Source organism: Bradyrhizobium sp. ORS 375 (genome assembly GCF_000239775.1).
GTDB lineage: Bacteria > Pseudomonadota > Alphaproteobacteria > Rhizobiales > Xanthobacteraceae > Bradyrhizobium.
This window is the reverse complement of record NZ_CAFI01000265.1, coordinates 1-670: the sequence shown is the minus strand read 5'-3', so window position 1 is coordinate 670 and position 670 is coordinate 1. Positions and strand designations below refer to the sequence as shown.

The following is a 670-nucleotide window of genomic DNA, read 5'->3' as shown; positions in this document are numbered from 1 at the left end:
GTCGGACATGGCGGAGCGGCGTTTCGCCGCCACAGCCTATCGTCCGGACGCCACAGCAAGGTGCGATTCGCGCACGATGCGGCCGCCGTGGGGCGGCGAACTGTGGCAACGGGATCACGGAACGGCGGCGGACGACGAAGAAAGTCGCAAATTGCGCAGCATAGGAGTCACACACCGCCGCAAAATGGCGACAATCTGAAGTCATCTGAGGCGAGGAGACGCCGAGGATTGCCGTTCGTGTACCGACCCCACCTGCCAGTATTGGTCTTTGCCGCAATCAGCTGCTTGTCCGCGATGCAACCACAACGCGCGCATGCCGAGTGGTGGAGCCGCTCGCCGGCCGATTTCGAGGAATGCGCCGACGCCGCCGAGAAGTCCGCGACCAAGGAAGAGAAGACCGCGGCGATGGCGCAGTGTAACGCGAAATTTGCCGGGAGACGGAAGCCCGGCGGCGGCTACGTCTATTACGACTTCATGCAGGACCGCAGCTTCGACATCGCGGGCCCGAACCCGACGCCCGAAGAGCAGAAGTTCATCGACCAGCAATATACGCAATATCTCGAGCGGCAGCGCCACTCGAACATGAGCGCGGCGATGATGCCGCGGCCGCAGCCGCAGGGCCTGCAGCCGACCTCGCTCAGGGACATGACGGCGCGCGCTGCGATCGAGC

1 protein-coding gene and 1 pseudogene are annotated in these 670 nt (G+C 64.3%); both read left to right on the top strand.

Going from position 1 to position 670, the window contains the following annotated elements; translation table 11 throughout:
* A partial coding sequence (locus BRAO375_RS38395) for a hypothetical protein (protein ID WP_210161271.1) occupies positions 1-199 on the top strand: 199 nt, incomplete at its 5' end.
* A 95-nt stretch (positions 200-294) separates the two neighbouring features.
* Positions 295-670 (top strand): annotated as a pseudogene (locus BRAO375_RS19560) (hypothetical protein); the annotation flags it as partial.